Here is a 25,689-nt window from a genome sequence, read left to right on the forward strand (position 1 = left end):
TCATCAAGGCTTGCGAATGTTGCAGCCAAGCGCGAATAAGGCCATCTTCATCAGGGGAAGACGGCAATTTCGGCTGAGAAGCCGATGATTTTCGCATAAACGACATAAAACTTAAAAGATATTGGCGACCATGAAAACTCAGGCGCGGGCGGCAGGGACATCAACTAGGCGAGCTTTGTTTTCGCGAATCACTCGTTATGCGCGAGCAGCTTTCCCCGTCCTGTTCCTTGCTTTTGTCGCAGGCGAACAGGCTCATGCGGCGCCTCAGCTCGTTGCGAACGCCGCTCGCATCATCGGCGACGAGGCGCGTACACGCGTCGTGCTCGATTTCAACGCTGAGCCTGAATTCGAGGTGCACTATCTCGATTCGCCAGCGCGGATCGTGGTGGACTTGCCCGCTGTCAGCTTTGCCTTTCCCACAAACGATCTGAAGGCGACCGGGCTTTTCAGCGACATCCGCTTCGGTAGCATGGGCGAGGGGAGCGCGCGTCTGGTGTTGACCGCAAAGAAACCTGTTCAGGTGGCCATCGCCAAGGTTCAGCCCGAAGAAGGCGGCAAAATCTTCCGCTTCGTTCTCGACACCGAAATCGCGTCCAAACAGAAATTCGCCGATCTTTTGAAGAACCAGGATTGGCAGGCGCTCGCACCGGCGACCACCGCATCGGTTACACCCGATATCATCCAGACCTCGCCGCGCCAGTCCGATTTCGTCATTGCCGTGGATGCCGGCCATGGCGGTATCGATGCGGGCGCGAAGGGCGGCGTCAGCGGCACGGATGAAAAGGTCATCACGCTTTCTTTCGCCAAGCAACTGACAGATCGTCTCAACCGTCTGCCTGGAATCAAGGCCTTTCTGACGCGCGATGACGACACGTTCCTGGCGCTTTCCGAACGCGTAACGATTGCGCGCCAGCACAGCGCCAATCTTTTCATTTCCGTTCATGCGGACACGCTGAGCCAGAAAGGCATCCGGGGCGCGACGGTTTATACGATCTCAGACCGCGCATCGGACCGCATGGCGCAGAATCTTGCGGAGCGTGAAAACCTCTCCGACCAGATCGCAGGTGTGACGGTCTCCAATGCGCAGCCGGAAGTGGCCGATATCCTGCTCGATTTGACGCGACGGGAGACGCAGGCCTTCTCCGTGACGCTTGCGGAAAACATCGTTTCCTCCTTCGAGGGGCAGGTGGGTCTGATCAACAATCCGCATCGTTATGCCGGTTTCCAGGTGCTGCGCGCCCATGATGTGCCGTCGGTGCTCTTGGAACTCGGTTTTCTCTCTAATCCGGAGGATGAAAAGCTGCTTCTCGATGAAAGTTGGCGCGACAAGGTGGCTGAACGTCTGGCCGAGGCGGTGACCAAGTATCGCGCCCAGGCTCTAGCCAATGGCGGCTGAGCTATAAGTGCTGTGATGCTTTTGCGACGGTCGTCAAAAAGCGGAGCAACTTGATCGCTCCGCATTCGCATTTGATGGGCAAAGCCCTATTTTACTCACATTCAACGCGTTACTCGGCATCAGGATTCGGCAGCAGAGCGGGACTCGCTTGCGATTGCGCGGACACTATCTCTCGATAACATGAGCGGGAATGCTTAATCCCCGACTTGTCATCGGTTAAGCGGTGTGCAAAACGGCACGCTACATGTAAAATTGCGCGCCTACGGGCAGGTGCAAAGTGCGATTCGAAGTATCGGTAGCCTCATATGATCAGACTGATTGGATATTTCTTCGGCTTGGCGAGCACGCTTTTTCTCGTGGTCGCGGCTGGCGTTGCCCTTTACCTGGTAACGATCACGAAGGATCTGCCTGACTATGCGGTTCTGAACAGCTACGAGCCGCCAGTGACGACCCGCGTTCACGCCGGCAATGGCGCGCTGATGACGGAATATGCCGAACAGCGACGCCTGTTCCTGCCGATCCAGGCTATCCCGGATCGCGTCAAGGCCGCATTCCTTTCGGCGGAAGACAAGAATTTCTATCAGCATCCCGGCATCGACGTGACCGGCTTTGCGCGTGCGGCCCTTGCCTATGTGACGGGCGGCCCGACGCAGGGCGGCTCGACCATCACCCAGCAGGTGGCGAAGAACTTCCTGCTGACGAACGAGCAGACGATGGAGCGCAAGGCGAAGGAAGCCATTCTTTCATTCCGCATCGAGCAGGCATACAGCAAGGACAAGATTCTAGAGCTTTACCTCAACGAAATCTTCTTCGGGCTGAATTCCTACGGTATTGCCAGCGCCTCGCTGACCTATTTCAACAAGTCCGTTACCGAACTGACTATTGCCGAGACGGCCTATCTCGCAGCGCTGCCGAAGGGTCCGGCGAACTACCATCCGTTCCGTCGCGAGAAGGCCGCTGTCGAACGCCGCAACTGGGTGATCGATCGCATGGCCGAGAACGGCTACATCACCAAGGCGGATGCCGAAGAGGCCAAGCAGCAGCCGCTAGGTGTGAACGTTCGCCGCGGTGGTCCACAGCTTGCCGGTTCGGATTATTTCGCCGAAGAAGTGCGCCGCCAGATCGTCGATCAGTTCGGCGCAGACAAGCTGCTCAAGGGCGGTCTTTCCGTGCGCACGTCGTTCGATCCGGAAATCCAGATGGAAGCGCGCAAGGCGCTACAGGATGGTCTCATCGATTATGATGAGCGCCGCGGTTTCCATGGCCCAATCGATCAGATCGACATCAACGGCGACTGGGCAGCGGCGCTTTCCAAGTTGAAGCCTTTGCGTGATGTGCCCGAGTGGCGCATGGCCGTGGTGCTGGCCGCAGCGGCGGATGGCGTTGATGTCGGTCTTCGTCCGGACGCGGACAGCGATGCTGGCGATAAAAATGCGCGCGGCCGGATCAAGCCGGACGATATGAAATGGGCTTATCGCGACTCCAAGGGGCAGCGCAGCACGGCCAAGTCTCCGGCTGGCGTGCTGAAGGCCGGCGATGTCGTCTATGTCGAGCAAATCTCTGGCCAGGGTAATTCCTACCGCCTTCGCCAGCCGCCGAAAGTGCAGGGCGGCATGGTGGTGATGGATCCGCATACTGGTCGTGTTCTTGCGATCGTCGGCGGCTTTTCCTACGCGCAGTCTGAATTTAACCGCGCGACGCAGGCCATGCGTCAGCCCGGTTCGTCCTTCAAGCCGTTCATCTACGCGGCAGCGCTCGACAATGGCTATACGCCGGCTTCGGTCGTCATGGATGCGCCGCTTGAGGTTGTTTCCGGTGGTGAAGTCTGGCGGCCGCAGAACTACGGTGGCGAGGTCGCAGGTCCGTCCACGCTTCGTCTCGGCATCGAAAAGTCTCGCAACCTGATGACGGTGCGTCTGGCGCAGGACATGGGCATGAACCTGGTGGCGGAATATGCCGACAGCTTCGGTATCTACGACAAGATGCCGCCGCTGCTCGCCATGTCGCTCGGTTCGGGCGAAACCACCGTCATGCGCATGGTCTCGGCCTATTCCGTGATTGCCAATGGCGGCAAGCAGATCAAGCCGACCGTGATCGACCGTATTCAGGACCGCTACGGCAAGACTATCTTCCGTCACGAGGACCGCGCCTGCGAAGGCTGTAATGCGACGGTGTGGCAGAACCAGAACGAGCCGACCATTGTCGACAAGCGCGAACAGGTTCTCGACCCGATGACCGCTTATCAGGTCACGTCCATGATGGAAGGCGTCGTTCAGCGCGGTACGGCTGCCGGTAAGATCAAGGTTGATCTGCCTGTTGCTGGCAAGACCGGTACCACCAATGACGAGAAGGATGCCTGGTTCGTCGGTTACACGCCGGATCTCGTGGCAGGGCTTTACATCGGCTTCGATAGCCCGGCACCTCTCGGCCGTGGCGGCACCGGCGGTTCGCTCGCAGCACCGATCTTCGGCGAGTTCATTTCCCAGGCAGCAAAGCATCTGCCGCACAGCAAGTTCATCGTACCGAACGGCATGAATTTCGTCGCTGTCAACCGCAAGACGGGCATGGCGGCGATGGAAGGCGAGCCTGACACGATCATGGAAGCCTTCAAGCCTGGTACCGGTCCTGCATCGAGCTTCAATGTCATCGGTATGGATGGCAACATGTCTCAGGAAGACATTTTGCGGGAGTCCCCGCAGGCGCAGCAGGCCATCACTGGCGGCGGCGGCGGCCTCTACTAAATCAAATCAACACGAGGCGAGGGGCGCGGGTCTTTACATCCGCGCCCCTCGCATTTATTCACCCAAGCAGTTTTTCAAGAAGGCGAAGAATCTGCGAAATGCGCAATGAAATCGTAAACGTAGTCGACGAAATCAAGCAGGCCATAAGCCTGCTGAGGAGGCATCTTTGACTGGGACCAGGCGATAAGACGACTGGACTGGTTGAACAACAAGGCAGAGGATCCGAACCTCTGGAACGATGCCGGCGAAGCGCAGAAGCTGATGCGCGAACGCCAGCAACTGGATGAATCCATCAATGGTGTCCGATCGCTCGAGCAGCAGGTCAACGACAATATCGAATTGATCGAGATGGGTGAGGCCGAAGGCGACGAGGAAATCGTGCGCGAGGCCGAAGAGGCGCTGAAGGCGCTGCGCAGCGAAGCAAACCGCCGTCAGGTGGAAGCCATGCTTTCTGGCGAAGCCGATTCCAACGACACCTATGTCGAAGTGCATTCAGGCGCCGGCGGTACGGAAAGCCAGGACTGGGCGAGCATGCTTTTGCGCATGTATACCCGCTGGGCCGAGCGTCAGGGCTTCAAGGTGGAAGTTCTTGAAGTGCATGACGGCGAAGAGGCCGGCATCAAGTCTGCGACCATTCTGGTGAAGGGCCACAATGCCTTCGGCTGGATGAAGACCGAATCCGGTGTTCACCGCCTGGTGCGCATCTCGCCCTATGACAGCAATGCCCGTCGTCATACGTCGTTCTCGTCCATCTGGGTTTATCCCGTCGTAGACGACTCGATCCAGATCGACATCAACGAAAGCGATTGCCGCATCGATACCTATCGCTCGTCCGGTGCGGGCGGTCAGCACGTCAACACGACTGACTCGGCGGTGCGTATCACGCATATCCCGACCGGTATTGCGGTTGCCTGCCAGCAGGAGCGCTCGCAGCACAAGAACCGCGCCAAAGCGTGGGAAATGCTACGCTCGCGCCTATATGAGCTGGAGTTGCAGAAGCGCGAAGAGGCTGCCAATGCGCAGGCCGCGTCCAAGACGGATATTGGCTGGGGTCATCAGATCCGCTCTTACGTTCTGCAACCGTATCAGCTGGTCAAGGACCTGCGCACTGGCGTGGAAAGCACCTCGCCAAGCAGCGTCCTCGATGGCGATCTGAACGAATTCATGGAGGCAGCCCTTGCTCACCGCATCAGCGGCGGGGCCGGCGTGGAAGTCTCCGACATCGATTGATGGCGGCCGCACCAATTTCGATAACAGAACCTCCCGTGGCGCTTGCTGCGGGAGGTTTTTCATTTACAGCATCGGCCCGAAAATCAGACTCGATTTTCGGGCCTATGTGTCGATTGAAAAAGCTTTAGTGCCATTCTAGGCTTGAGGAGATTGCGGTGAAACAGGCTCTCTATATTGTCGATGTGCAACCGAGCTTCAATCCGCCGCCACGCCTTGTCGAGGAGATCGCAACACTCGCCATCAGGATGCCGAGCATAGCGAGCGTCGAGCGGCATGATGAGAGCATCACGCCTTTCGAACGGCAACTGGGGTGGACGCCCGGCAAGAATGACGAGTCGCTTGTGGCGGCGGACCGGGTCTTCATCAAATATGGCTATGCACCGCCGAGGGAAGCTGTCGATTATCTTCTGTCGCTGCAGCTCGATCGGGTTCTCGTTTGCGGGATACAGGCGGATACCTGTGTCCTCGCCGCCGGCTTTACCTTCTTCGATGCGGGGCTCTCTCCCACGCTGCTGCCCTGGCTGACGGTGGGATCTAGTCTCGACCGAACGGGCGCGCTTGGTGCTCGTCTCTGGAAGCATCACTTTGGCGCGATGCTGAGTCGGGCAGACGAGATTTGAGGCACGCCGGAGAGGGTGGGGGCGAGAATAGCTATCTAGCTGTGCTGATGCTCTTGCCAGCCCGTTTGAGGAAGAGACGCCGAGGCACGGCGCCTTAGGTCTAGTTCGACGCTTTCTCGATTTTCATGTCGCCCAACTCATCGATGAGAATGGTCCATGCGTCCGGCTCCTTTTGAGCCGGGTCGGTCTTCAGATGGACGGTGACGAATAGACCGGGAAGACTGGACGCGCCGGCCGAGCTTTCAGGGCGGATATCCGTCACATAGGCCTTCATCTGCGTGAATTCTTCAAGCTCGAGGGTCTCGACGAGGGAAGGGCCATCTGCAGTATAGGCGATCTGCTGGAGATAGATTTTAGCTGTGCCATCCGGCTGGCGCATGGCGACGACCTTGTAATAGCCGCGCGTGGGCTCTGGACGCGTCGACGCGCCCGTATCCGTCGTCTGTGAGGACTTTGCTGTGTCCTCCACGGCCTCGCGTTCCCACATGCCGTTGCTGGTAACAAAGATGGTCGACACGGGCAGCGCATCAATGCCCGGCATCTGCGAGAAGGCCTGACTGACGCTACCAAGCAATAGGGCCGCGGCAAGGAGGGCTTTCATGGTCATGTCCTTCATCAGTTGGTGAACTGTTCGGCGAGAATTCGGTCCGACCAGGAGCGATCCGGATCAGAGAGAATTCTGGCCGTCCGATCCTGCGAAAGCGCGATCTTGACGCTGCGCACGGATTTCACCTCGCGGTGATCGGCAACGGCGTTTACTGGGCGCTTTTCGCCTTCTTGAACGTGGATGTCGACGGTCACCTTATTGGGCAGGAGTGCGCCGCGCCACCGCCGCGGGCGGAAGGGGCTGACAGGTGTCAGCGCAAGAAGCGGGGATTCCAGCGGCAGGATCGGGCCATGGGCTGAAAAGTTGTAAGCCGTAGAGCCAGCGGGCGTCGCCACCATCACGCCGTCGCAGATCAATTCCTCCAACCGCGTCTTGCCGTCGATGTCGACACGAAGCTTTGCTGCCTGGTGAGACTGGCGAAAGAGGCTGACCTCGTTCATCGCAAGGGCGGAGACTTCGTTGCCGTCCTCGTCCACCGTCGTCATTCTGAGTGGATGGAAATCATTGCCGGTGGCCACCGCGATGCGTTCATGCAGCCGCCCCAGCCTGTAATCGTTCATCAGGAAACCGACGGAGCCGCGGTTCATGCCGTAGACACGCTTTCCAAGATTCATCGTCTCATTCAAGACCTGGAGCATGAAGCCATCGCCACCGAGCGCAACGATCACATCCGCTTCGTCGAACGAGGCATTGCCATATTCGCGGATCAATTCTTCTCTCGCGGCCTGCGCGTGGTCTGCGGACGAAGCGACGAAGGAAATTTTATGCACTGAACGCGACATGCGGCCATCCCGATTGATGATCTCTGGTACATGAAGAGACACCTGATGGACAAGCTCTTTCGAGGCGCAAGCGGTTACCGGCCTCTTTGCGCGGGCCCTTCGCGGCACGGCCCGAGCCGCCAGAGGCAGCCTGATTCGCATTCGCGCCATAATTATTAACAACCGACCCGCGAAGGCCGGAACAAAAGCAAACTCTCCCCGTTCTTTCAGCACAATGGAGATTGTAACATGACCTCGCAAGGTACTTCTGGTCGCCGAAGAATTCTTGAGGCCGCGAACAAGGCCTCCATTACCACATACAAACCCATTATCGTCCCTCTTACAGGTACCTATGTGGCAATGATCTTCCGCAGGGGTCTTAAGAGTGCGTCTAAACTGGCAAAGACTTAGTCGAAACCTGGCGTGACTTGACGCTGCCGATGACCGGTAGCCGGAACGCCATAGAGATAGCGAAGGGGAATGACATGAAGAAAGTTCTCATCATCGCCGCTGCCATGGTCGTTTCCGCAGGCGCAGCGTTCGCAGAATGTGTAAAGGGCATCGAAACAACGGCCGCCGCTCCAGGCGTCGACCGGGAGTTCAAGACGGCAAGCATCGCGCCGCCAACCGAGCCCGCTCAGAAACCAGTCCTGGTTTTGAGAAAAATGGACAGGCTGCCAGGCAATGTGGAAACCGCCGTTGTTGCCTCTCCTGAGAGCGCATTGGCGCGGATGCAGTGATACGCCTTATTACAGCGCCGTGCGTCCTGTAGGACGCCCAAAGGACGCTTCTGGCTTCTTTGATCTACGCATCGTGCTTGATACATCCCGCGTCCAAAGACATTTGGCGCGGGATTTTTATGTGTGGGGCTATTAATTGGCTCCAGCTCTCGGCGGGCACCACATCAAACTGCGATCGCTTGCGTCTCTCTCAAGACAAGATATCGCTGCCTATCCCACGCACAACCTTTCACGGCCCACGCGTCTCCGAGCGTCTCCTAGGAGTCGAGCTTCAGAGAAAGCTGCCGACCGCCATTCTTTTTGAGAATGTAAAGTGGCTTGGCAATCATCTCCGTCTTGCGACGCAAATCGCGGCGACGCGCTTCAGCACGTTCTCTCAAATTTCTGGATTGAGCAACAAGAGCGAGTGCCTGCTCAATGGATCTCTCTGACGTCGTCATCGTGAACTCCTGTTTGTTCCCTTTATGTTCTCATTTCGAGCCAGGATTGTCAAGGGATTCCGATTCGTGGACGCGTATGCCCAAATGGAGGCCGGGATCAATGTGAGAATTAGGATATCGTTTGCGAAGCGGCGACGATGAGTAAAGGTCGCGACTTCGAACCCGACCGTTCGAGGTGAAAAAGAAAAAGGCCCGGCGTCTGGCCGGACCTTTCATCTTTCACACTGCAACTTTCCATTTCAGGAGAGGGCGCGGTCTTCCAAGAAACTGTCTTCGGACAGGCGACCGCTTGCCAGCGCAACAATAGCAAGAGCTGCGTGTTGACGATCCCAGCCCGCACTTTCGGCAACCTCAAGCAGTCCATTGATGGAAGGCTCGAGAGCGAACTGGCATTCAGCCTGGTAATCCATAGTGTCGATCTTGAGCGACGGTGGATTGATCAAAGCGCGCATTCAGCACTCCATTCTGGCGCATATCCCACTGCCCGATGTAGGGACATGCGTGAAATTCACAAGCTTTTGAAGCTCAACGTCGTAACGACGTCAAGCGATATCAAGCCACGAATCCCCCAGCGCGACGGACAGTCTTTTATATTAGAGATTCTGTCAACCTCGGGCAGCAGGTTATGCGTCGCCCCTGCTTTGTCGAAAGGGGCGCTTTCGCCAAATGAGAAGGGCCATCACATAGAGCGCGAAGGTGACGAACCAGGCGAGCGGAAAAGCAAGAAATACAGCGGCATATCCACATCCGCCATCAAAGCAGGTGCCGAAGGTGGCGGTCTGCACGACAGTCCTTGCCACAAAGAAGGAGACGAAGCCGGTTCCCGCAACGCCCGCAAGCAACAACACGATATTGGTAAACAGTCTCATGTTGGCGGAGTATGGATAAGAATAAGACGTCTTTGCGGACATCAGAGAAGAAGCTGGTGTGGCTCGGATATTTTCTTGCTGAATGCGTCATATTTCTCGGCGCAGTGGCGGAAGGCAGCCTTACGTAATGCGCTGACGGTGCGAGTGGCAGCCTCACTGGCTGAAGAATAACTGCTAGTTATCGGTCGGTCGGCGACTGCAGTCTTTTGACCTTTACGGACAGCAATTTTTGGAGCGGCGGGACACGTGCCCAGCCGTGGTAACCTTAAATCCTGTTATTCGAATATTCGTTGTCAGCTTAGGCTATAGGTGGGTCGTTAAGTCAATTTCCAGAAGAAGTTTAAGGAGCAATTGTCTTGTTCAGGTCAGCAAGCGGTTTCTCAGGGGGCAATTTTGAAGAGATATATTCGATTTCTGATCTATGTTGTCAGAAACTTTGTTATAGCGAATAGAAGATTTGTTCGCCTATCACCTTTTGAACGGGGAAAGATCCCGTTCTACGATAAGCAAACCAAGCGGTTTTTGTACGTGTCGGTTCGAGATCACATCGATTCGATCACCGCGGATCAGGTTTTTACCGACAGTGATTACGAATTGCGCTTTCTGAGCCGCTACGACGAGTTGGTGGCGTTTTATGAGCGAACCCTCTCCCAAAATAAAACTCCTTTGATCATCGACTGCGGCGCCAATATTGGCTGTTCCGCCTTATTTTTTGCTCGAGAGTTTCCAGCCGCAAAGCTCGTGGCTGTTGAGCCCGAGCGTAATAATGTCGAGATGATTAGAAAAAACTGCGCCTCGCTGAACAACGTCATCGCGGTCAACAAGGCGGTTGGCTCGGTAGATGGCCTCGTGACGATTGCTGATCCGCATTGCGATAACAACGCCTTCAGGATGACTCGCGAGCCGGATGGCACGGGTGACATCCCCGTTACATCAATAGGGAGCCTCCTATCCGATTACGATCAGTATGTGCCCTTCATCATCAAAATCGACATTGAAGGTTTCGAAGATGACCTGTTTTCGGCAAATACCGGTTGGCTCCAAAAATTTCCCCTGATGATCATAGAAACGCATGACTGGTTGCTCCCGCGCCAGGCAAATTCCAGCAACTTTCTCAAAGTCATCAGCGCAACGGGACGGGATTTCGTGCATAGAAGTGCCAATGTCTTTTCCATCTCCAACACGATCGAGATGTGAAGCCTGTCGCGATCTTTCAGATTCGCTCCTTGCGCTTAGGTCCATGTTCGCGAGCGCGACTTGCGTTGAGTCACAGCGGTTCTTCGCCGATGTTTAAGGCGCAGCGCCTTGAACGGCTCTCATTTCATCACGGACATCGAAAGCCGCTGGCAGTTAGACATTGGGTCGTTGGGTCATCATATCGAACCGAACGCTGCGTGCCTTCGCGCACGTTCTGACTTCCTCTATCGTACGGTGACGATGTTGGCGGCGTGCGGATGATCCGCCGTGTGACGTTGCATTGGGCCGACAGTTGTCGTTCTCACGATGCGTGGGGGAGGAAGAGTGCAAGAACGAACAGCGCGAACAGAAACTGTCTGCAACGCGCCTGAAACTTCGTCTTATTTATCGAAAGGTTTTGCAAAATTGTCTGAAACGTCAGACACTTGCGAAGAGAAAATGGTGGGTGATGTAGGGCTCGAACCTACGACCCGCTGATTAAGAGTCAGCTGCTCTACCAACTGAGCTAATCACCCGACCGGCACCGTGTGGCGGTGTGAGGGGGCGTATAAAGGGGTTCATTTCCCTTGTCTAGCGCCAATGATGAAATATTCCGATTTTTCTTTTGAGTGGCATATCATTTTCAGAAAAAAGCCCGGAAATCCGGGCTTCTTTCATCAGAGATTTTTTTGGCGACCTAGCGTCTTATTGCTCGCGCCACGGCGATCAGGATGCAGGCGCCGATGAAGCCAGCGATCAAGTATCCAATCCAGCCGCCCAAAACGATTCCGAACACCGACAGGATGGCGTTGGCGATCACTGCGCCGACGATCCCGAGAATGATGTTCATCAAAACACCCATATTGCTCTTCATGAACTGCTCTGCGAGCCAACCGGCGATGCCACCGATAATGATTGCTGCGAGCCAACCGATACCTGCTGATTCCATGATTACCCTCCATCTATGGACACTATTTGCTTGTGCGCACTTTAATGGTTGAGACGAAAAGAAGTTCCACGGCTTGAGTATGATGCTGCTGTTGAATTGCCTTATACGGCGATTATGAAGGCCAGAAGATTCGGCAGAAGCAAAAGGGTAGGTTTGATGACGTTTTCTATGAGTGAGAACAAATGGCTGCGTTCTCTGCTTCTGCTTCCGCTGATCTGCATGCTGCTGTCCTCCTTCGCTTTTGCGCAGCAAGACCCTGCCCAGGCACCGGCTGCTGCAACCATGCCGGTCGTGGAGCGGTCGACGAAGGAACTCGATAAGTACAAGGCCACACTTTCCGATATCACCCGTCAATTGGAGGATGGAGGCAGAGACGATACCCGGCTCGTCGATCTCAAGGGTAAGGCGGATGATCTGTCGACCTCCGTCAACAGCGTCGTCTCCACTCTGCGTGCGCGGCTGGATGAGATCAACGGTCGCATCACCTCCCTCGGCGAGCCGCCCAAGGAGGGCGCGCCGCCGGAAGCCAGCGTTGTGACCGACGAGCGCAACAGGCTGAACTCGGAGAAGTCGCAGATTAACGCTGTGCTGGGCGATGCCGAGGCTGTTGCCGGGCGCGCCACATCCCTGTCGAACAACATCACCTCCATTCGCCGCGCGCTGTTTGCCGCCACGCTGTTCAAGCGCACGGAGATTTCTCTGCCCGTGCTGGCCGAAGCGGGCCGGGAGTTCATCGACGAGGTCTCGACGCTCAGCAGCTCGCTGACTGGCTGGTCGGTCTTCGTCTGGAATTACAAACGGCTTTCGATGTTCGGTGCCGTCTCGCTTTCGGTTCTGGCAGCTCTTCTGTTCCTGGTCGGCGGGTACCGCCTTCTCGGACACCGCATGGAGCGGCGGGCCTTTTCAGGTGAGCCATCCTATCTGCGTCGCTTGTCCGTCGCCTTCTGGTCAACGACGGTGCAATCCATGTCGGTCTTCCTGTTCATGGTCACCTCGGGCTTCTTTCTGGATAATTTCGGCGTCTTGCGGCCGGATATTGCGCCGATCGTCTATGTCGCGATGTCGGTCATCGCGTTTGTGTATTTCGTCTCGCGCCTGACCTATGCGATCTTTGCGCCGACGCAGCCGGAATGGCGCCTCCTGCATGTCTCCAATAGCGGCGCGCATACCATCTCGTCCGCCATGTTGATCATGGCGATCGTCAATGGTCTGGATTACCTGTTCAGCACCATCAGCGAGACGCTGAATTCCCCTCTGATCTTGACCGTGGCAAAGAGCTTCGTGGCCTCGATCATCATCGGGGTCATCTTACTTGCCCTTTCGTTCCTCAAGCCGGTCATAGGCGAGGGCGAGGACGCCGAGAGCGGCCACAAGCGCATGCCGCGCTGGCTTGCCATTCTGCTGCGTGTGGGTGGCCTGTTGCTCATCGGTGCTTGCCTGACAGGCTATGTGGGGCTTGCGCGCTTCCTCGCGACACAGGTCATTGCAACAGGCGCTGTGGTGGCCACCGTCTATATCGGTATTCTGTCCGGCAAAGCGATCTCGCGTCAGGGCGCTTTCGGCGAAACGCTGGCCGGTCGTTATCTCGGACGGCGCTTTGGGCTTGGACCGGTGGCGCTCGACCAGGCCGGCCTCGCCGCTGGTCTCGGCATCTACGCCATCGCGCTTGCCTTCGGCATACCGCTGGTTCTCTTCTCCTGGGGCTTTCAGCCCGGCGACATCGAGAACTGGGCATATAGCCTGCTGACGGGTTTCAAGGTCGGCAATACGTCGATTTCGCTCATCAGCATCTTTAGCGGCATTCTGGTCTTCATCGTCGGTTACGCGGTGACGCGCTGGTTTCAGAAATGGCTCGATCGCAACGTCATGGCGCGCGGTCAGGTGGATGCCGGCGTTCGAAACTCGGTCGGCACTGGTATCGGCTATCTCGGCATCGTCGTTGCGGCGATCTTCGGCATCTCCTCGGCCGGTCTTGATCTTTCCAGCCTGGCACTCGTGGCTTCAGCCCTCTCGGTTGGTATCGGTTTTGGCCTGCAGAACATCGTCTCGAACTTTGTGTCCGGTCTGATCCTGCTGGTCGAGCGCCCGTTCAAGGTGGGTGACTGGGTGGTGACTGGCGCAGTCGAGGGCACCGTCAAGCGGCTGTCGGTGCGCGCGACCGAGATCGAGACCTTCCGGGGGCAATCAATCATCGTGCCGAATTCGGAATTCATCAACTCGTCCGTCGGTAACTGGACGCACCGAAACCGCATCCAGCGTGCCGAAATTCCGGTGTCGGTTGCCTATGAAACCGATCCGCAGAAGGTCATGGATATCCTGCTGGAACTGGTGAAGAAGCAGACGCCGGTGTTGAGAAACCCCGAGCCGCACGTGGAATTCCTGCGCTTCGGTGATTTCTCGCTCGACTTCGAACTCCGCTTCCACCTTGCCGATCTCTCCCATGGGCTGACCGTCAAGAACAATCTGCGGATGGAGATTCTGAAGCGTTTCCGTGAAGAAGGCATCAGCATCCCGATGCCGCAGCGCAATCTGAACATTCACATGGAAGGCGAGACAAACCCGCAAATCCTCGCGGCACTTCTTTCGGAGGAGGGCGACAAGGCCGTCGTCTCCCATACCGGCGCCGCGGCTGCGCCAAAGCAAGAGGCGGCGAAGTCCGAGGTTTCCAAGCCGCAAGGCGAGGAAGAAAAACTCTCAGAGGTAAAGGCGGAGGAGCCGAAAGCACCAGCCGCGAAGCAGCGAAAATGAGCATTCGCGTTACATGAAAATCGTCAAAAGGCTTGCCGTCGCGGCGAGCCTTTTGCATGTCGTAATCAGGCGTTTGGGCGACGATGCGACATTGCATAGTCTGCGCCATAGGTTCGGAAAAAGCCGCGTTCATGCGGATGACATGCCTCAAGGGGAACTATGACTATGAAGACAAATGCGCGGGCAGTGGTTATCGGTGGTGGCGTTGTCGGCGTTTCGACGCTCTACCATCTCGCCAAGAAGGGCTGGACCGATTCTGTTCTGATCGAGCGCAAGGAGCTGACATCCGGCTCCACGTGGCATGCCGCTGGCCTGCTTCCGCTGTTCAACATGAGCTATTCGGTTGGTCAGATCCACAAATACTCGGTCAAGTTCTACGAAGAGCTGCAGCAGGAGACCGGCATGAATGTCGGCTTCTCCAAGGTTTCCAATATTCGTCTCGCCCGCACGAAGGATCGCTGGGACGAATACATGTATTATACCGGCATTGCTGAAACCATCGGTGTCAACGTCAAGCTTCTGACGCCGGAAGAGGTAAAGGAAGTCTGGCCGCTCTGCGAGACCGACGGTCTGCTCGGCGCAATCCAGCATCCGGACGATGGCTATATCCAGCCGGCGGATCTGACCCAGGCACTGGCAAAGGGCGCGCGCGACAAGGGTGCGACGATCTATAGAAACACCACCGTGACCGCCATCGAGCAGACGGAAGACGGTCACTGGAAGGTGACGACCGACAAGGGCGAAATCATCGCCGAGCACGTCATCTCCTGTACGGGCTCGTTTGCGCGCAAGACGGGCGAAATGGTCGGCATCAATATTCCGGTCATTCCTGTCGAGCACCAGTACATTGTGACCGAGCCGCATCCGGACATTCTGGAGCGTCGCAAGCAGGGTCTGCCTGAAATGGGCGTTCTGCGCGAGTCGGACAGCGCATGGTATATGCGCGAGGAGGCCGGTGGTCTGATCCTCGGCCCCTATGAGGTCGGCGCGCCGGTCTGTTATGTCGACGGTCCTTCGGCCGACAGCGAATATGAACTCTTCCAGGAAGAGCTTGACCGTCTGATGCCGCATATCGAAAGCGCCATCGCGCGCGTTCCAGCCTTCGGCGAAGTCGGCATCAAGAAGGTCTATAATGGCGCGATCGCCTACACGCCGGATGGCAACCCGATCGTTGGACCGGCTCCAGGCCTCAAGAATTTCTGGCTGAACGAAGGTCACTCCTTCGGCATCACCGCGGCCGGCGGTGCCGGCTGGCAGCTGGCGGAATGGATCGTCGACGGCGAACCGACGCTCGACCTCACCGGCGTCGATCCGCGCCGCTTCGGCCCTTACGCGACCGAAGGCTATCTGATTGCCAAGAACGAAGAAGCCTATGCCAACGTCTTCACCATGCACTACCCGGATGAGGAGCGCTCCGCTGCCCGTCCGCTGAAGACGACGCCTATTTACGATCGCCTGAAGAAGCTCGGCGGTGTCTTCGGGTCCGTCTATGGCTGGGAGCGTGCCAACTGGTATGCTCCGGAAGGCTATGCGCTGAAGGAAGAAGAGCTCGGCGTTGGTGCCGACGTCATCACCAACCACAATCACGCGCCAGCGCTGGAAGACGGCCGTATTGTCGAGAAGTGGTCGTTCCGCCGCTCCAACTATTTCGAGCACGTCGGCAACGAGGTGAAGAACGTCAACCAGAATGTCGGCGTTCTCGATATGTCGGCCTTCGCCAAGATGGAAGTCTCCGGCCCTGGCGCGCGCGCCTGGCTCGAATCCATCCTGGCCAATGCCATTCCGAAGAAGCGTGGCCGTATTGCGCTGACGCATCTTCTAACGCCGAATGGCGGCGTGAAGGCCGAGTTCACCGTCTATGAATGGGCACCGGGCCGGTTCTACCTGGTTTCTGCCGGTGGCCTGGAATCTGTCGATCACGACACGCTTCGCCGTCTTGCGCCAACGGATGGCTCCGTCACTCTCCAGCCGATCACGCAGAAATACGGCGTTCTGGCTCTGGCCGGTCCGAAGTCGAGGGAGGTGCTGAAGAAGCTCACGCGCACCAGCCTCGAAAACAAGGACTTCCCATGGTTGACCGCCAAGGAAATCTCGGTCGGCGTGGCGACCGCGCATGCGCTGCGCGTCAACTTCGTCGGTGAACTCGGATGGGAACTGCATCACCCGATTGAAATGCAGAACTACATCTTCGATCGTCTGATGGAGGCTGGTGCCGAATTCGGCATCAAGCCCTTCGGCATTCGCGCCATGGTGTCCATGTCGCTTGAGAAATCCTACCGCAACATGGGCCGTGAACTCTCCGTCGAGTACAACGCCTATTCGTCGGGTCTCGACCGCTTCATCAAACCAGAGAAGCAGTTCATCGGCCGCGATGCGGTTGTAGCTGGCAAGGAGAAGGGTCTGCCCTGGATCTTCTCTACGCTGATCGTCAGCGGTAACACCACCGTCGACGCACGTGGTTCGGAAGCTATTCTGAACGACGCAGGTGAAGTCGCTGGCCGCGCAACGAGCGGCGGCTTCGGCTGGCGTATCGGCAAGTCCGTAGCACTTGCGATGCTTGCGCCTGACTATGCGACGATCGGCACCAAGCTGAAAATCAAGATCCTTGGCGATCTCTATGATGCGGAAGTCGTCGGCGAAAGCCCGTTTGATCCCGACAATGCGGTACTGCGCGCTTAAGGCGTGGTGCTTAGGTGAAATAAAACGAGGGGGCTCTGTTCGCGCGGAGCCCTTCGACGTTTGGGGGAGATCTCGACGTCTCCTTTGGGGGACCCGGTGTTTGAACCGGGCGTCCATGATATTTTCAGAGTGAGAGAGATTTTGGGGACTCCTGGTCTAAAACGACGCGGAGCGCTCACGCTTCTGTTCAAGCCGGTGGTCAGTCTCTCAATCGAATGGCCTTGCACTCTGCGCCAGCGGGCAGTTCAGGCGCATGGGGCGGGCGGATGATGAGGCAGTCGGATTTTGCCATAATCTTCATCATCGACGAGTCCTGCTTCGTGAAGGCCTCCGCAATCGGCCTGCCATCTTCCTCACCGACAAAGCGGGCGCGGAGATAATCCTGGCGCACGTCATTGGCTTTGAGGGCTGTGGCCGTCCTGACGGTGATCTCGCGGGCACGCGGCGCTTGGTGGCCAAGCGTGTGGATCAGGGGTTTCAGGAACAGCAGGCTGCAGACAAGGCTCGCGACCGGGTTTCCAGGCAGGCCCAACACCTGCATCGGACCGATACTCCCCACCATGAGCGGCTTGCCGGGTCGCATGGCAATGCGCCAGAAGTCCAGCGCCATGCCTTCTGACTTCAGTGCCGCTTGGACGAGGTCGTGATCGCCAACCGATGCCCCGCCGAGTGTCACGAGAACATCGGCTTCGGCAGCGATGGCGTTGCCGATTGCCGCACGGATCAGTCTATCGTCATCCTGAACGATACCGAGATCCAGAATATCTGCGCCAGCCTGGCGGGCGAGGGCGGCGACACCGAATGTGTTCGACGCGATGATTTGCGCGACCTGCGGTTCTCCGCCGGGTGGGACGAGTTCATCGCCGGTGGCCAGGATCGCAACCAGAGGCTTGCGATAGACGGCAAGCTCGGCATGGTTCATCGCGGCCGCGACGGTCAGATCGGCGAAACTCAAGCGCGTACCGGCATCGAGTACGGTTTCATCGCGCATGAAATCTTGCCCGCGGGGTCGAATGTGTCGCCCCTGAGTGACATTGAAGGCGGTGCGGATGCGGTTGTCGTCTAAAACCTCTGCGTCTTCCTGGATGAGTACGCTGTCGGCGCCCTCCGGCACGGGCGCCCCGGTAAAGATGCGGACTGCCTCACGCGCTCCGACCTTGCCCTCGAAGGCATGTCCGGCAGAGGCTGTGCCGATCACCGTCAATTCAGAGCCGATTGCTGGCGCGTCAGCGGCGCGCAGCGCGTAGCCGTCCATGGCCGAGGCGTTGAACGGCGGCTGTGTGATCTGCGCCTTAAGGTCGAAGGCGAGCACCCTGTCAGCTGCGGCAGCGAGACCAATGCGTTCGACCGTGGAAACGGGCTGTGCGGCATCCAGCAGGCTTTGAAGGGCGTCGGCGACGGGGAGAAGGGGTTTCATGGTCGTCCTCTTCGGTGGCTCGGATAAAGACCTTGCTGCTTACCCATGACGATCATGGAGAACCCCGTCTGCGGTCTCACGCCTTGTAGTCGCCAGACTTGCCGCCGCTTTTTTCCAGGAGCCTGATAGAGCCGATCTCCATGCCCTTGTCGGCGGCCTTCGCCATGTCGTAGATCGTCAGGCAAGCAATGGAGACGGCAGTCAGCGCTTCCATCTCAACGCCGGTCTTGCCGGAAAGCTTTACGGTTGCCTGAACTCTCAAGCCGGGCAGGGCGGCATCTTCGGAGATATCGACCGACACTTTGGTCAGCATCAGCGGGTGGCAAAGCGGGATGAGGTTGGACGTCTGCTTGGCGGCCATGATGCCTGCGAGACGCGCGGTGCCGATCACGTCACCCTTCTTGGCGTTGCCCTCGCGGATCAAGGCCAACGTCTCCGGCTTCATTCTGACGAACCCTTCGGCAATCGCGGTTCTGACCGTGTCGAGCTTGTCGCCGACATCGACCATGTGGGCTTCGCCGGAGGCACCGATATGGGTAAGTTTCTGGGTGCTCATTCCGCGGCCAGAACGCCGCTCTGGCCTGTGAGAAGTGCCCGCGTCGCAGCCGTGACGTCGTCTTTGCGCATCAGGCTTTCGCCCACCAGGAAGGTGCTGATATTGCATGTCTTCAGCCGCAGGCAATCCTCATGGGTGAAGATGCCGCTTTCGCCGACCAAAAGCTTGTCGGATGGGACGAGCTTTGCCAGGCGCTCACTGTTTTCGAGGCTGACCTCGAAGGTCCGCAGGTTGCGGTTGTTCACGCCGAGCATGGGTGAGGCAAGCTTCAGCGCACGCTCTGTTTCCTCTTCGTCATGCACTTCGATCAGCACGTCCATACCAAGCGCAAAGGCCTCGTCCTCAAGACGTTTTGCCTCGTCGTCGGAAAGGGATGCCATGATCAGCAGGATGCAGTCTGCGCCCCAGGCGCGCGCTTCATGCACCTGATAGGTTTCGAACATGAAATCCTTGCGCAGAGCGGGCAGGGCGCAGGCATTGCGGGCGGCGGTCAGGAATTCGGGCGCGCCCTGGAAGCTTGGCGTATCTGTCAGGACCGATAGGCAGGCCGCACCTCCGGCTTCATAGGCTTTCGCGAGCGACGGTGGATCGAAATCAGGACGGATAAGACCCTTGGAGGGGCTTGCTTTCTTGATCTCGGCGATCAGGCCAAAGACGCCTTCAGTCTGCTTGCGCTTCAGCGCATTATAGAAACCGCGAGGGGCGGTCTGATCTGCCGCCATGGCCTTCAGATCGGCAAGAGAAACCTTTGCCTTTGCGGCTGCGATTTCCTCGCGCTTATAGGCTTCGATCTTTCTGAGAATATCGCTCATCTTCGCCTTACTCTTCGTTGGAGACTGCAACCAGCCTGTCGAGCGCTGCCGCAGCCTTGCCTTCATCCAGCGAGGCGCTGGCAATCTTCATGCCTTCGCTCAGCGTTTCGGCTTTGCCGGCAACGACGAGTGCTGCTGCCGCATTGCAAAGAGAGACATCGCGATAGGCATTTTTATGACCGGAGAGAACACCGCGAAGCGCCTTGGCATTGAAGATGCCGTCTCCGCCCTTCAAGTCGTCAATGGTCGCGGAAGAAACTCCAAAATCCTTTGGCGTCAGGTCGAATGTGCGGATCTTGCCATTTTCGAGCGCCGCGACATGGGTCACACCCGTTGTGGTGATCTCATCCATACCGTCGCCGTGGACGACCCAGATCGATTCCGAGCCGAGATCGCGCAGTACTTCGGCAATCGGCTGCAGCCACCGCGGTGAAAAGACGCCGAGCAACTGACGTTTCGCGCCTGCGGGGTTCGAGAGAGGGCCAAGCAGGTTGAAAATCGTCCGGGTGCCGAGTTCGACCCGGGTCGGGCCGACATGGCGCATGGCGGAGTGGTGCAGTTGCGCGAACATGAAGCCAAGCCCGGCTTCATTGATGCAGCGGCTGATCAGCTCAGGACCGATGTCGAGTTTCACACCGAGGGCTGAAAGGGCGTCCGCGGTACCGGATTTCGAGCTGAGCGCCTTGTTGCCATGCTTTGCCACTGGAAGGCCTGTGCCTGCAACGATGATCGCGGCGAGAGTCGAAATGTTATAGGTGCCAAGACCATCGCCGCCTGTTCCGACGATATCCACAGCATGCTCAGGAGCGGACACGGGCAGCATGCGCGCGCGCATCGAAGAAACGGCGCCAACGATTTCATCGACGGTTTCGCCGCGCACACGCAGCGCCATGAGAAAACCGCCGATCTGGGACGGCGTGGCCTCGCCGGACATCAGAATGTCGAAGGCCTGGCGGGCCTCCTCCCGGTTCAGACTTTCGCCATTCGCCACCTTGGCAATCAGCGGCTTCAGTTCGGCCATGTCCCGTCCCCTAGTCTATCAGTATGCAGTCATCGCCTGATCTGCGAGAGCCTGATTGATGCTGACACCGTAATCATTCTGAAGACGAGTGACCATCTGATCGAGCATGTCGTCGCCAGCGGCCTTTGCCATGGCGGTGATCTGACGATCGTCATTGTTCAGCGCATCGGCAGGCGCATTGGTGTTGACTTCGGTCACCTTGAACAGGATGCGGGCCGAGCCATCGGCGTTGACGGCCGTGCCGACAAGGCCCTCAGCTCCAGCAAAGACTGCCGAAACCGCCTGTTGGCCAAAGAGAGCGTCGTCGCTATTGCGGCGCAGACCCATCTTGGTTTCGACGGCCAGCCCCATGTCGCTTGCGATCGTCTGCAAGGAATCGCCCTTCTCGACGCGGTTCTTCAACTCTTCTGCCTTGGCGGTCAAAGCATTGCGCTGCTGTTCTGCGGTCCAGTCGGCGACGACGCGGTCGCGAACTTCATCCAGCGTACGGTCACGCGGCGGGATGATCTGATCGACGTCGAACCAGACATAGCCTTCACGGCCAATATTGACGGCGGGCGCCTCCGTGCCGGGCTCCGTCTTGAAAACTTCCGTCAACAGGGCAGGGGTGGGCAGGCCCTCGACCGGATTACCCTTGTCGTCTTCACCGTTGGCGTCGATGGCGTTGATCGTCACCGGCTTCAGGTTCAACTGGGTTGCGGCATCGGCAAGCGGGGAGCCGCCGCCACGCAGATCTTCATAGCGGTCGTGCACGCTGTTCAATTGTTCCGCAGCATTGGCGGTGGCAAGTTCCGTGCGAATCTCTTCCTTGGCCTCATCCAGCGTCTTCATGCTGTCACCCTTGATGCCGGTGACGCGCAGGATGACGGGGCCAAACGCACCGTCGATCACAGGTGAAATGCCTCCGTCTTTCTGAACGGCAAACACGGCATCAGCGATGGAGGGGTCGGGCATGGTTTCCTTGGTGAACTCACCAAGAAGCACGTCGGCCGGCTGCCTGCCCTGGTCCTTGACGACCTGATCATAGGTCGTCGTGCCTGCGCGGATCTGCGTTGCGGCGGCCTCGGCCATTTCCTTGTTCGGGAAGACCAGTTGCTCGACGGTGCGACGGCCGGCAGTGCGGAACTTGTCCTTGTTCTTCTCGTAGTAGTCAGCAACCTGGGCATCGGTGATGGCGCTCTGGTTGGCGATATCGGAGGGCTCAAGCTTTACATAGGTGAACTTGCGATACTCAGGCGCGCGGTACTGCGCCTTGTGGCTTTCGAACCATGCGGCGAGCACGTCGTCTGCGGGTGCCTTGACCGGATCGATATTGGCGTTGGACAGCAGTAGATATTCTATGGAGCGCTGTTCGTTACGATACTGCTTCAACGCATCGACCAGAACCTGCGGTGGTGTAAAACCATCCGAGATGGCGTCGACAATCTGGCTGCGGACAGCGACCTTGCTGCGTTCCTTGACATAATCGTCTTCGTTGAAGCCGGCGCCGCGCAGACGCTGGCTGAAGAGCTGGCGGTCGAACTGGCCCCCAGGAGACTTGAAAGCGGGATCTTCGGCGATGAGGTTGACCAAGCGGTCCTCGGAAAGGCCGAGTTTCATGTTTTCAGCCAGTTGATCGAGAGATGCTCCGGCTGCAAGCTGAGTGAAGACCTGACGATCGATGCCGAAGGCTCTTGCTTGTTCCGTTGTCAGGCGAGTGCCGAACTGCTGGCCGATCTCTGCCATCTGCCGCTGATAGGCGAAGCGAAACTGGTTGGGCGTCACTGTCTGATCGCCAACGGTCATCACGGCGTGAGAATTGCTTGAGACGAGTGATGCCGACACACCCCAGATGCCGAACGAAACGACAAGAAGAAGAAGGAGCAGCTTTGCCGCCAGGGTTCTGGAAGCGTTTCTCAGGGAATCGAGCATCGTTATGCAAACCTCACACTATGCGCCCGTTATGCCGGGTCTATCGGGGTTCCTTAGAGCGTTTTATTGGTAAATGGAAGCAGTTCTGTTGGTGCGGACGAGTCAACTGATTGTGCGAACTGAACCACGCCACCCAAAGTCTACAGACTGGCTGCCTCTTGAATTGGACGGGGCGCTTTTGCCGTTAACGAGTGGGCCAACCAAGAGTGCGCAGCGGTTTTGCAATAACGACATGCGATAAAACAAGGACCCAAAGCGTATGAGCGAATCTGAGATCGCGACGTGGTTTGGGCTGCAGACAGGCGCCTATAGTCACGCTGTCACTACCGATTCGATCACGGTGCGCTTGCGTGCAGACATTAAAAAAAGCCGCCTCGTGTGAGACGGCTTTCCATGACAGTTACAAAGTGATTGGTTGCTGATCAGAACGCCTTGCTGCGTTCCATCACTTCCTTGAACTCCTCGTCCTCTTTCCGAAGTTCGGAAACAACCGAGACCACCGATGCGACGAACATGACGCTTATCAAAGCGGATAGGACTGTCAAAACGGTGATCATCATTTGTTACTCCGGTCTGTTCGAGTTTCCCCGATGGATCAATAGTAGTTCGTGTACTGGTAGCGAGATGTCAGCTGAGGGAAGCTTGCTTCCTGTTGCTGTGGCTTCTGCGCATAGAGGCTGAACGTTGTTGCAACCATCGCGATGAGAAGCATTGTCCAGGCAGTGCTGATGACGCCGATCTTCGCTGAGGTAGACCGATTTTCTTTTGCAAACATGTGATTGTTCCTTTGCCTGCGAACTGAACGCCTGACATCGAGTCGGGTTCCGAAATACTGTTAAAAATCGATTAGCATTGCGCCTCTGAAGCTTCCTTGAATGTCGCGTTCATCTGGCGTTCAGAAAATTGGCAGTCCACGTCAATCCATAAAGACCTGCTCGACCACAAAGGACGTGGCGACTGTGAGGATCACCATGAATGCCAGCATTTCCATCTCCACTTGGGCGTCGGGCCCGGTGCGCTATCGATGCTTGACGTTATAGAGCATCGCTTTGAAGCTGCGCTGAATGCTGTATTCATCCGCTATTCACCTGACGTTTGACTGCATCAGTCTTGCAGATGCGATGCTGACGTGACAAAAGGCCCACAAAGACGGAAGTATCGAGAGCGGTATGACGATTGCCTTTTATCCCGGATCTTTCGATCCGATGACCAACGGACATCTGGATGTTCTCATCCAGTCATTGAATGTTGCGTCTGACGTGATCGTCGCCATCGGCGTTCATCCGGGCAAGGTGCCGATGTTCAGCTTTGATGAACGGGCCGATCTGATCCGCCAATCCCTGAACAATGTGCTGCCTGCAGCGAAAGACCGGCTGAAGGTCGTTTCCTTCAGCAATCTCGTTGTCGATGCGGCCAGGGAGCACGGCGCGACACTTCTCGTTCGAGGCCTGAGAGACGGAACCGATCTCGATTATGAAATGCAGATGGCAGGCATGAACCGGCAAATGGCGTCGGATATCCAGACGGTGTTCTTACCCGCGGGAACCGCGTCCCGGCCCATTACCGCCACATTGGTCCGTCAGATCGCAGCCATGGGCGGCAATGTCGAGGCCTTCGTGCCCAAAGTCGTGCTTGAAGCCCTTAACACAAAGCTGAAACGCTAGTTTCGGCACATAGGTGGAGCCAGTCCGAATGAAATTGCTGAAGTTTGCCTTTGCAGGCGCCATGTTCGTCAGCGCGATTGCCGCAAGCACGATCGCGTCTGCTGCCGATCTTCTGACCATCCAGTTGAAAGACGGCCCGGTCGTCATCCAGCTTATGCCGGACGTCGCGCCGAAGCATGTGGCGCAGATCGAGGCTCTTGCCAAGAAGGGCGCCTATGATGGCGTTGCTTTCCATCGTGTCATCGATGGCTTCATGGCGCAGACCGGCGACGTGCAGTATGGCAACATGAACAAGGGCTTTGATGCGCGCCGCGCAGGCACCGGCGGTTCCGACCTGCCCGATATCCCAGCCGAATTCTCCAAGGTTCCCTTCGAGCGTGGCACGGTCGGCATGGCCCGTTCGCAAAATCCCAACTCCGCAAATTCGCAGTTCTTCATCATGTTCGACCAGGGACCCTTCCTCAACGGCCAGTATACCGTGGTCGGCAAGGTCGTCTCGGGCATGGAGTTCGTCGACAAGATCAAGCGTGGCGCCGGCGGAAACGGTGAAGTCTCCGACCCTGACCGTATGGTCAAGGTGACGGTGACGAAGAAGTAACGTCGGGAAGTTCACGTCAAACGGGCGTTCTGCCCCCTCAAGCCTACCCCTAGCAAGGAGAGATAACATGGCCGAGATCAAGGATCCGGAAAACACCCTCATCATGGAAACGACGACCGGTAAGGTTGTCATCCAGCTTCTGCCGGACGTCGCTCCTGGCCACGTGGCTCGCATCAAGGAACTGGTGTCCGAGCAGGCTTATGACGGCGTTGTTTTTCACCGCGTGATCGCCGACTTCATGGCGCAGACCGGTGACGTGAAGTTCGGCAAGAAGAGTTCTGCCGATTTCAACCCGGCGCGTGCCGGCATGGGCGGCTCCGAGAAGCCAGACCTGAAGGCTGAATTCTCTGCCATTCCGCATGTCCGAGGCACCTGCTCCATGGCTCGCTCGCAGAGCCCGAATTCCGCCAACTCGCAGTTCTTCATCTGCTTTACGGATTCTCCGTGGCTCAACAAGCAGTACACCGTCTGGGGCCAGGTGATCGAGGGCATGGACGCCATCGACAAGATCAAGAAGGGCGAGCCCGTCAAGGATCCCGATTCGATCGTGTCGATCCGTCTGGCATCTGCCGCCTGACCAATGTGAAGTCTCCCGCCTTGCTGACTGGCAGGGCGGGATGACGTTTGCCGAGTGCAGCACGGCTGCATTTTTGCCAACCATGACCCGCCGGCAGTCTCTGCGAGGCGGGTTTTGATATTCTGCTCGTTTCGCTGCCCATCTGGCAGGGCAATGCGAGCCGATCGAGACACTTGA

General features: G+C 57.6%; 24 protein-coding genes and 1 tRNA gene. 12 read left to right on the forward strand and 13 right to left on the reverse strand.

All coding sequences use genetic code 11. The features are described 5' to 3' along the window. Positions 1–130 precede the first annotated feature (130 nt). The 4 genes from ACTJK5_RS04605 (at position 131) to ACTJK5_RS04620 (ending at position 5,987) form a co-directional block, all read left to right on the forward strand. Entirely contained in the window at positions 131–1,396 is a 1,266-nt protein-coding gene (locus tag ACTJK5_RS04605; RefSeq protein ID WP_274102493.1) for an N-acetylmuramoyl-L-alanine amidase, read from the forward strand. A 305-nt stretch (positions 1,397–1,701) separates the two neighbouring features. Then, the gene (locus tag ACTJK5_RS04610; RefSeq protein WP_062598471.1) at positions 1,702–4,137 is read left to right on the forward strand and encodes a penicillin-binding protein 1A; all 2,436 of its coding nucleotides are present in this window, start codon (positions 1,702–1,704) and stop codon (positions 4,135–4,137) included. A 98-nt stretch (positions 4,138–4,235) separates the two neighbouring features. Beyond that, a protein-coding gene (prfB, locus tag ACTJK5_RS04615) for a peptide chain release factor 2 (RefSeq protein ID WP_162743293.1) occupies positions 4,236–5,367 on the forward strand; the annotation gives its coding sequence in 2 pieces (ribosomal slippage) (positions 4,236–4,304 and positions 4,306–5,367; 1,131 coding nt in all). Between the two features lie 155 nt (positions 5,368–5,522). After that, a complete protein-coding gene (locus tag ACTJK5_RS04620) occupies positions 5,523–5,987 on the forward strand; it encodes a hydrolase (RefSeq protein WP_335322434.1) in 465 nt (154 codons plus the stop codon). A gap of 100 nt (positions 5,988–6,087) precedes the next feature. Here ACTJK5_RS04620 and ACTJK5_RS04625 read toward each other — a convergent pair whose 3' ends face one another. Next, positions 6,088–6,588, reverse strand: a complete 501-nt coding sequence (locus ACTJK5_RS04625; protein ID WP_418884829.1) for a hypothetical protein — start codon at positions 6,586–6,588, stop codon at positions 6,088–6,090. 14 nt (positions 6,589–6,602) lie between these two features. Further along, positions 6,603–7,526, reverse strand: coding sequence for an NAD kinase (locus tag ACTJK5_RS04630; RefSeq protein ID WP_335322436.1), 924 nt, complete (start codon positions 7,524–7,526; stop codon positions 6,603–6,605). 314 nt (positions 7,527–7,840) lie between these two features. On the opposite strand from ACTJK5_RS04630, the gene ACTJK5_RS04635 reads away from it, so the two are divergent. Then, positions 7,841–8,095, forward strand: coding sequence for a hypothetical protein (locus ACTJK5_RS04635; RefSeq protein WP_144620734.1), 255 nt, complete (start codon positions 7,841–7,843; stop codon positions 8,093–8,095). Positions 8,096–8,352: 257 nt separating this feature from the next. On the opposite strand, the gene ACTJK5_RS04640 is transcribed toward ACTJK5_RS04635, so the two are convergent. After that, positions 8,353–8,535, reverse strand: a complete 183-nt coding sequence (locus ACTJK5_RS04640) for a hypothetical protein (protein WP_112358287.1) — start codon at positions 8,533–8,535, stop codon at positions 8,353–8,355. Positions 8,536–8,774: 239 nt separating this feature from the next. After that, on the reverse strand, positions 8,775–8,987 hold the full coding sequence (locus tag ACTJK5_RS04645) for a hypothetical protein (RefSeq protein ID WP_062427426.1): 213 nt from the start codon (positions 8,985–8,987) through the stop codon (positions 8,775–8,777). A gap of 45 nt (positions 8,988–9,032) precedes the next feature. Between ACTJK5_RS04645 and ACTJK5_RS04650 the strand changes: the two genes are divergently transcribed. Together ACTJK5_RS04650 and ACTJK5_RS04655 are read left to right on the forward strand one after the other, a co-directional pair. Then, complete coding sequence (locus tag ACTJK5_RS04650) at positions 9,033–9,575, forward strand: hypothetical protein (RefSeq protein ID WP_335322437.1); 543 nt, start codon at positions 9,033–9,035, stop codon at positions 9,573–9,575. Between the two features lie 222 nt (positions 9,576–9,797). Beyond that, on the forward strand, positions 9,798–10,601 hold the full coding sequence (locus ACTJK5_RS04655) for an FkbM family methyltransferase (RefSeq protein ID WP_162741845.1): 804 nt from the start codon (positions 9,798–9,800) through the stop codon (positions 10,599–10,601). A 439-nt stretch (positions 10,602–11,040) separates the two neighbouring features. Here ACTJK5_RS04655 and ACTJK5_RS04660 read toward each other — a convergent pair. Beyond that, positions 11,041–11,116: transfer RNA gene (locus tag ACTJK5_RS04660), tRNA-Lys, on the reverse strand. Positions 11,117–11,277: 161 nt separating this feature from the next. Next, positions 11,278–11,529 carry a GlsB/YeaQ/YmgE family stress response membrane protein gene (locus tag ACTJK5_RS04665; protein WP_062427424.1) on the reverse strand — a complete coding sequence of 84 codons (252 nt, stop codon included), beginning with the start codon at positions 11,527–11,529 and terminating at the stop codon, positions 11,278–11,280. Between the two features lie 168 nt (positions 11,530–11,697). On the opposite strand from ACTJK5_RS04665, the gene ACTJK5_RS04670 reads away from it, so the two are divergent. Further along, positions 11,698–14,277 carry a mechanosensitive ion channel family protein gene (locus ACTJK5_RS04670; protein ID WP_440598656.1) on the forward strand — a complete coding sequence of 860 codons (2,580 nt, stop codon included), beginning with the start codon at positions 11,698–11,700 and terminating at the stop codon, positions 14,275–14,277. 165 nt (positions 14,278–14,442) lie between these two features. After that, entirely contained in the window at positions 14,443–16,956 is a 2,514-nt protein-coding gene (locus tag ACTJK5_RS04675; protein ID WP_440612561.1) for a GcvT family protein, read from the forward strand. Positions 16,957–17,155: 199 nt separating this feature from the next. Here ACTJK5_RS04675 and ACTJK5_RS04680 read toward each other — a convergent pair whose 3' ends face one another. The 7 genes from ACTJK5_RS04680 to ACTJK5_RS04710 form a co-directional block, all read right to left on the reverse strand. Beyond that, entirely contained in the window at positions 17,156–18,373 is a 1,218-nt protein-coding gene (locus ACTJK5_RS04680; RefSeq protein WP_440611916.1) for a molybdopterin molybdotransferase MoeA, read from the reverse strand. 76 nt (positions 18,374–18,449) lie between these two features. After that, positions 18,450–18,929 (reverse strand): cyclic pyranopterin monophosphate synthase MoaC, encoded by a 480-nt coding sequence (gene moaC, locus ACTJK5_RS04685; protein ID WP_440611917.1) that lies wholly within the window; start codon positions 18,927–18,929, stop codon positions 18,450–18,452. Then, positions 18,926–19,741: an indole-3-glycerol phosphate synthase TrpC gene (trpC, locus tag ACTJK5_RS04690; RefSeq protein ID WP_440611918.1), complete on the reverse strand. Its 816-nt coding sequence runs from the start codon at positions 19,739–19,741 to the stop codon at positions 18,926–18,928. The genes moaC and trpC overlap by 4 nt, the downstream gene beginning before the upstream one ends. A 7-nt stretch (positions 19,742–19,748) precedes the next feature. After that, entirely contained in the window at positions 19,749–20,762 is a 1,014-nt protein-coding gene (trpD, locus tag ACTJK5_RS04695; RefSeq protein ID WP_062427419.1) for an anthranilate phosphoribosyltransferase, read from the reverse strand. 18 nt (positions 20,763–20,780) lie between these two features. Next, entirely contained in the window at positions 20,781–22,673 is a 1,893-nt protein-coding gene (locus ACTJK5_RS04700) for a peptidyl-prolyl cis-trans isomerase (protein WP_440611919.1), read from the reverse strand. Between the two features lie 422 nt (positions 22,674–23,095). Then, positions 23,096–23,233, reverse strand: coding sequence for a hypothetical protein (locus ACTJK5_RS04705; protein ID WP_153311501.1), 138 nt, complete (start codon positions 23,231–23,233; stop codon positions 23,096–23,098). A 35-nt stretch (positions 23,234–23,268) separates the two neighbouring features. Next, the gene (locus ACTJK5_RS04710) at positions 23,269–23,448 is read right to left on the reverse strand and encodes a hypothetical protein (protein ID WP_062427417.1); all 180 of its coding nucleotides are present in this window, start codon (positions 23,446–23,448) and stop codon (positions 23,269–23,271) included. Positions 23,449–23,842: 394 nt separating this feature from the next. Here ACTJK5_RS04710 and coaD point away from each other — a divergent pair, with 394 nt between their 5' ends. The 3 genes from coaD (at position 23,843) to ACTJK5_RS04725 (ending at position 25,512) form a co-directional block, all read left to right on the forward strand. Further along, the gene (gene coaD, locus ACTJK5_RS04715) at positions 23,843–24,337 is read left to right on the forward strand and encodes a pantetheine-phosphate adenylyltransferase (protein WP_440611920.1); all 495 of its coding nucleotides are present in this window, start codon (positions 23,843–23,845) and stop codon (positions 24,335–24,337) included. 28 nt (positions 24,338–24,365) lie between these two features. Next, positions 24,366–24,935: a peptidylprolyl isomerase gene (locus ACTJK5_RS04720; RefSeq protein ID WP_062427415.1), complete on the forward strand. Its 570-nt coding sequence runs from the start codon at positions 24,366–24,368 to the stop codon at positions 24,933–24,935. Between the two features lie 67 nt (positions 24,936–25,002). Further along, on the forward strand, positions 25,003–25,512 hold the full coding sequence (locus ACTJK5_RS04725; RefSeq protein WP_062427414.1) for a peptidylprolyl isomerase: 510 nt from the start codon (positions 25,003–25,005) through the stop codon (positions 25,510–25,512). The last annotated feature ends 177 nt before the right edge of the window (positions 25,513–25,689 follow it).

Source organism: Agrobacterium sp. 22094, assembly GCF_052046015.1.
Classification (GTDB): domain Bacteria; phylum Pseudomonadota; class Alphaproteobacteria; order Rhizobiales; family Rhizobiaceae; genus Agrobacterium; species Agrobacterium cavarae.

What these genes read in the sequence shown, in the direction of transcription:
- ACTJK5_RS04605 (WP_274102493.1), top strand. Translation starts at nt 131, where the DNA reads ATGAAAACTCAGGCGCGGGCGGCAGGGACATCAACTAGGCGAGCTTTG.
- ACTJK5_RS04610 (WP_062598471.1), top strand. Translation starts at nt 1,702, where the DNA reads ATGATCAGACTGATTGGATATTTCTTCGGCTTGGCGAGCACGCTTTTT.
- ACTJK5_RS04625 (WP_418884829.1), bottom strand. Translation starts at nt 6,588, where the DNA reads ATGAAAGCCCTCCTTGCCGCGGCCCTATTGCTTGGTAGCGTCAGTCAG.
- ACTJK5_RS04630 (WP_335322436.1), bottom strand. Translation starts at nt 7,526, where the DNA reads ATGGCGCGAATGCGAATCAGGCTGCCTCTGGCGGCTCGGGCCGTGCCG.
- ACTJK5_RS04635 (WP_144620734.1), top strand. Translation starts at nt 7,841, where the DNA reads ATGAAGAAAGTTCTCATCATCGCCGCTGCCATGGTCGTTTCCGCAGGC.
- ACTJK5_RS04640 (WP_112358287.1), bottom strand. Translation starts at nt 8,535, where the DNA reads ATGACGACGTCAGAGAGATCCATTGAGCAGGCACTCGCTCTTGTTGCT.
- ACTJK5_RS04645 (WP_062427426.1), bottom strand. Translation starts at nt 8,987, where the DNA reads ATGCGCGCTTTGATCAATCCACCGTCGCTCAAGATCGACACTATGGAT.
- ACTJK5_RS04650 (WP_335322437.1), top strand. Translation starts at nt 9,033, where the DNA reads ATGCGTGAAATTCACAAGCTTTTGAAGCTCAACGTCGTAACGACGTCA.
- ACTJK5_RS04665 (WP_062427424.1), bottom strand. Translation starts at nt 11,529, where the DNA reads ATGGAATCAGCAGGTATCGGTTGGCTCGCAGCAATCATTATCGGTGGC.
- ACTJK5_RS04670 (WP_440598656.1), top strand. Translation starts at nt 11,698, where the DNA reads ATGAGTGAGAACAAATGGCTGCGTTCTCTGCTTCTGCTTCCGCTGATC.
- ACTJK5_RS04675 (WP_440612561.1), top strand. Translation starts at nt 14,443, where the DNA reads ATGAAGACAAATGCGCGGGCAGTGGTTATCGGTGGTGGCGTTGTCGGC.
- ACTJK5_RS04680 (WP_440611916.1), bottom strand. Translation starts at nt 18,373, where the DNA reads ATGAAACCCCTTCTCCCCGTCGCCGACGCCCTTCAAAGCCTGCTGGAT.
- moaC (WP_440611917.1), bottom strand. Translation starts at nt 18,929, where the DNA reads ATGAGCACCCAGAAACTTACCCATATCGGTGCCTCCGGCGAAGCCCAC.
- trpC (WP_440611918.1), bottom strand. Translation starts at nt 19,741, where the DNA reads ATGAGCGATATTCTCAGAAAGATCGAAGCCTATAAGCGCGAGGAAATC.
- trpD (WP_062427419.1), bottom strand. Translation starts at nt 20,762, where the DNA reads ATGGCCGAACTGAAGCCGCTGATTGCCAAGGTGGCGAATGGCGAAAGT.
- ACTJK5_RS04700 (WP_440611919.1), bottom strand. Translation starts at nt 22,673, where the DNA reads ATGCTCGATTCCCTGAGAAACGCTTCCAGAACCCTGGCGGCAAAGCTG.
- ACTJK5_RS04705 (WP_153311501.1), bottom strand. Translation starts at nt 23,233, where the DNA reads ATGATGATCACCGTTTTGACAGTCCTATCCGCTTTGATAAGCGTCATG.
- ACTJK5_RS04710 (WP_062427417.1), bottom strand. Translation starts at nt 23,448, where the DNA reads ATGTTTGCAAAAGAAAATCGGTCTACCTCAGCGAAGATCGGCGTCATC.
- coaD (WP_440611920.1), top strand. Translation starts at nt 23,843, where the DNA reads ATGACGATTGCCTTTTATCCCGGATCTTTCGATCCGATGACCAACGGA.
- ACTJK5_RS04720 (WP_062427415.1), top strand. Translation starts at nt 24,366, where the DNA reads ATGAAATTGCTGAAGTTTGCCTTTGCAGGCGCCATGTTCGTCAGCGCG.
- ACTJK5_RS04725 (WP_062427414.1), top strand. Translation starts at nt 25,003, where the DNA reads ATGGCCGAGATCAAGGATCCGGAAAACACCCTCATCATGGAAACGACG.